3 protein-coding genes and 1 pseudogene are annotated in these 4,566 nt (G+C 71.2%); all 4 read left to right on the top strand.

The features are described 5' to 3' along the window. Positions 1 to 251 (top strand): annotated as a pseudogene (locus tag E1283_RS32435) (ATP/GTP-binding protein); the annotation flags it as partial. Positions 252 to 630: 379 nt separating this feature from the next. Further along, positions 631 to 3,585, top strand: a complete 2,955-nt coding sequence (locus E1283_RS32440; RefSeq protein WP_132821743.1) for a sensor histidine kinase — start codon at positions 631 to 633, stop codon at positions 3,583 to 3,585. A gap of 10 nt (positions 3,586 to 3,595) precedes the next feature. Then, entirely contained in the window at positions 3,596 to 4,009 is a 414-nt protein-coding gene (locus E1283_RS32445; protein WP_132821745.1) for a roadblock/LC7 domain-containing protein, read from the top strand. 70 nt (positions 4,010 to 4,079) lie between these two features. Beyond that, positions 4,080 to 4,490: a DUF742 domain-containing protein gene (locus tag E1283_RS32450; RefSeq protein WP_425086265.1), complete on the top strand. Its 411-nt coding sequence runs from the start codon at positions 4,080 to 4,082 to the stop codon at positions 4,488 to 4,490. The last annotated feature ends 76 nt before the right edge of the window (positions 4,491 to 4,566 follow it).

Below are 4,566 nucleotides of genomic sequence, written 5' to 3' on the forward strand. Positions count from 1 at the left end.
TGTTGGTGGACACCCGGCGGTTGGCGGACTGTTTCCCGGCGGTGGACTACTTCGAGAACAGTGGTCTGCCGTTCGTGATCGCGTTGAACGGGTTCGACGGGCATCAGCCGTACTCGCCCGAGGAGGTACGGGAGGCGCTGCAGATCGGCCCCGACGCCCCGATCATCACCACCGACGCCCGACACCGGTCCGAGGCCAAGAGCGGTCTGATCACCCTCGTCGAACACGCGCTCCTGGCCCGCCTCCACTGACCGACCCACCCCGGTCGTCCGCCGCCCGCCGGCTCAGCCGGCGGGCTGTGCTGTCTGTGGCGGACGCGCCGGCTGTGCCGTCCGTCACGGCGTCACGGAACCCGCGCCTCACCTCCAGGATTCCGTAACAATTCGACCGGCAATTCCGCACATTGTGTGCACGGGCCGCAAGTGGACGGCTCCGCTCCGCGTACGAACCCTCCGGGCTTTGTGGGGTATCGCGTGTGATACCCCGCTTTGTGGGCATTGATCGGTGGCCGGAATCGGCATGGTTTGGGGGATTGGAAAGTCATCCCGTGGCGTGTTGGAATCCACGCAACCCCCGGGCGTGACCGGCCCACCCGCGATGGCGAAAATCAATGCCGAGAGGTGACAGCCTGTGAGGCGCAATTCCGCGACTCCTCCGTTCCCCGGAGAAGCGGCCGCCCACGGCGAACCGAGCCGGAGCCCGTTCCAGCCGCCCGCCGCGACACCCGGGCCGCCGGCCGGAGCCCCGGGTGACCGGGAGCACCCGCCCGCCGCCGGCTCCCGGTTCGCCCCCCGCAACCTGCGGGTCGCCACCAAGCTCTACGCGATCCTGCTGATCCCCGTGCTGGTCGCCCTCCTGCTGGGCGGCCTCCGCGTCTGGGGTTCCTACGACCGCTGGCAGGAGGCCGGCGACGCCGAGCGCATCGCCGAACTGGTGCGCGCCTCCACGGCCTACGGGCACGCGCTGATCGACGAGCGCGACGTCACGGCCCAACCACTGCTGCAGGGCGACCAGTCGGCCGAGGTCGTCGCCGAGGCCAGGGCGGCCACCGACGCGGCGCGCCAGGAGTTCTACGCGCGAGCGGAGGACGCCCCGGACACCGAGAGCCTGCGCCGCCGCGTCGCCGCCGTCGCCGAGGTGGAGCCCCAGCTCCAGCCGCTGCGCGACGCCGCCTACACCGGTGAACTGCCGGGCGTGGCCACCGAGGAGGGCTACGTCGCCGTCCAGCACCCGCTGATGTCGTTCTCCAACGAACTCGGCCTGGGCACCGACAACATCACCTCCTACGGCCGCACCGTGTACGCCATCTCGCTGGCCAAGGCCGCCAGCTCGCTGCAACGGTCCATCGGCACGCACCTGTTGGTGGCGCCCGGTCCGGGCGAGCAGAGCACCGAGGCGCAGCTCACCGCGTTCGGCTCCTACGACTACCTGGAGAACATCGCCCGCGCCGAGTACACCGCCGCGGGCACCCCCGAGGACGTCGACCGGCTGGCCGAGGCGATGGCCGAGGCGAACGACGCCGCGGCGGCCGGCGCCCCGGGCGCCCCCGACCTGCGGAACATGGTCGAGCTGGTCTCCTCGGGCGCCACCCCCGAGCAGCTGTCCGCCCAGGGGGTCACCCCCAACAACTGGTTCCAGGCCGCCACCGCCGAGTTCGACGCCTACCGCGACATCGAGGTCAGCCTCGTCGACGACGCGGTCGACGAGGCCCTGGACGTCGCCGGCGCCGCCCGGCGCGACATGATCGTCAACTCCGCCGGGGTGCTGGCCGCCGTGCTGCTGGCCCTGGTGCTCGCCGGCCTGGTGGCCCGCGCCATCAGCCGCGACATGCGCCAGCTCCGCGCCGCGGCCGCCGAGGTCGCCGAGCAGCGGCTGCCCGCGATGGTCCACCAGCTCTCCCGCACCCGCCCCGGCGACGTCGACACCACGGTGGCCCCGATCAGCATCGTCGGGCGCGACGAGATCGGCGAGGTCGCCCGCGCGTTCGACCAGGTCCACCGGGAGGCCGTCCGGCTCGCCGCCGAACAGGCCCTGCTGCGCGGCAACGTGAACGCCATCTTCACCAACCTCTCCAGCCGCAACCAGGGACTGATCGAGCGCCAGCTCACCCTGATCAGCGAGCTGGAGAACCACGAGGCCGACCCCGAGCAGCTCGAGCACCTGTTCAAGCTGGACCACCTGGCCACCCGGATGCGCCGCAACGGCGAGAACCTGCTGGTGTTGGCCGGCGAGGAGCCCGAGAACCGCTGGAACCAGCCGGTCGCGCTCGTCGACGTGCTGCGGGCCGCCGCCTCCGAGGTGGAGGCCTACGACCGGATCGAGATCTCCGGCGTCCCCGAGGCCGAGATCCAGGGCTCGGTGGTCAACGACCTGGTGCACCTGCTGGCCGAGCTGCTGGAGAACGCCACGACGTTCTCCTCGCCGCAGACCAGGGTTCGGGTCACCGCCACCCGGCTGCCGGACGGGCGGATCATGGTCGAGATCCACGACAAGGGCATCGGCCTCACCCAGGAGGACTTCGCCGAGATCAACAAGCGGCTGGCCGAGCCGCCGGCCGTGGACGCCGCCGTCTCCCAGCGGATGGGCCTGTTCGTGGTCGGCCGGCTGTCGCTGCGGCACGGCATCCGCGTCCAGCTGCGGCCGTCGGGCGAACAGTCGGGCACCACCTCGCTGGTGATGCTCCCCGACACGTTGACACTGGCGGGTGGCACCGGTCGGCGCCGCAAGCCCCCGCGCGACGAGATCGCGCCCGCCCTCACCGCCGCCGGCTCGCCGGACGTCAGCGAGGCCGACCGCAGGGCCGCCGCCCGCGCCGCGGCCGAACTGGGCTTCGACGAGTCCCGGTACGGGAGTCCGGGCGACACCATCGAACTCGACCCGGTCGGCCGCTCGCTGCTGCGCGGCGGGCGCCGGGTGGCGCTCGACCCGGCCAGCGCGCCCCCGGCGTCGGCGGCCGGCCCCGACACGCCTCCCGCGCTCCCGGCACCCCAGCCGACCGGGCGGCACGCCGCCGCCCCGGCGCTCGAAGGGCGGCCCGAGGCCACCCCCGAGCCTTACCCCGGGTATGGTGAACCGGCCGACGCACCACCGGTGTTCGGCGGTTTCGCGCCAACGGCGGAATCTCCACTCGGAGGTCCCGCGGGCGCCCAGCAGCGCGTAGGCTTCACTGAACCAGACCAGGTCGCGGCGCAGTACCCCGCGACCACCAGCGCGGGGCTACCCCGCCGGGACCGACAGTGGCAGCCCGAGGAGGATTCGGCACAGCGACCGCGGGAAGAGGCTCCGGCGTCGTCGACGTCGGACGAGGTGCGATGGGATCGCGGTCCACGCCGCGAGGAGCGCACCGGCGGTACCACGTCCTCGGGGCTCCCGAGGCGAGTCCCCCGGGCCAACCTGACGGAGCACCCCCTACCGGAGCCCAAGCCCGGCGGTCCTCAGATATCCCGGGATCCGAACGATGTCCGCGGCCGGCTCAGCAGCCTGCGCCGCGGGGTGGAGCAGGGCCGCGGCGCGGGGAAGAGCCGCGACGCACAGAACGACGAACGGGGCTCAGGCCCCGGTCACACCTACGATCAGGAGCGTTAGTGTGAGCCCGATGAGCCAGGCGGCGCAGAACCTGAACTGGTTGATCACCAGTTTTGTGGACAACACCCCTGGGGTGTCGCACACGGTGGTGGTTTCCGCTGACGGTCTTCTTCTGGCGTTGTCCGAGGGGTTTCCGCGGGATCGTGCTGATCAGTTGGCGGCGGTGGCTTCCGGGCTGACGTCGTTGACGGCTGGTGCGTCGCGGATCTTCGAGGGTGGTGCGGTGAATCAGACGGTGGTGGAGATGGAGCGGGGGTTCCTCTTCATCATGTCGATCTCGGATGGTTCGTCGTTGGCGGTGTTGGCGCACCCTGAGGCCGATATCGGTCTGGTGGGGTACGAGATGGCGTTGCTGGTGGACCGTGCCGGTACGGTTCTGACGCCCGACCTCCGCGCCGAACTCCAGGGCTCCCTGCTGAACTGAAACAAAGCTCCCCCCACATGAGCACCACCAACTGAATTGCCGACCTGAGGTATCGCTCGGAGGAGCTATGATCACCCCGCCACCTTCGCAGGGCCCGTACGGTGCCTCGCATCACTACGGGTCCTATGACGACGAGGGCGATCAGCCCCTGGTGCGTCCGTACGCGATGACCGGTGGCCGGACGAGGCCGCGGTACCAGTTGGCCATCGAGGCGCTGGTGAGCACCACGGCGGATCCGGTGCAGCTCCAGGGGCAGCTGCCCGAGCACCAGCGGATCTGCCAGCTCTGCTACGAGGTCAAGTCCGTCGCCGAGGTGTCCGCGCTGCTCTCGCTCCCGCTGGGGGTGGCCCGGATTCTGGTGGCCGATCTCGCCGAGGCGGGCCTGGTCGCCATTCACCAGCCGGGTCATGACGGGGATCCCGGCGGTCAGCCTGATGTGACACTGCTCGAAAGGGTGCTCAGTGGACTTCGCAAGCTCTAGCGACGCCGGTTGTCCGGGCCGCCGCCGTCTCGAGCCACGACCTCCGCGAAGATCGTGATCGCGGGTGGGTTCGGGG

This window comes from Streptomyces hainanensis (genome assembly GCF_004348415.1).
GTDB lineage: Bacteria > Actinomycetota > Actinomycetes > Streptomycetales > Streptomycetaceae > Streptomyces > Streptomyces hainanensis.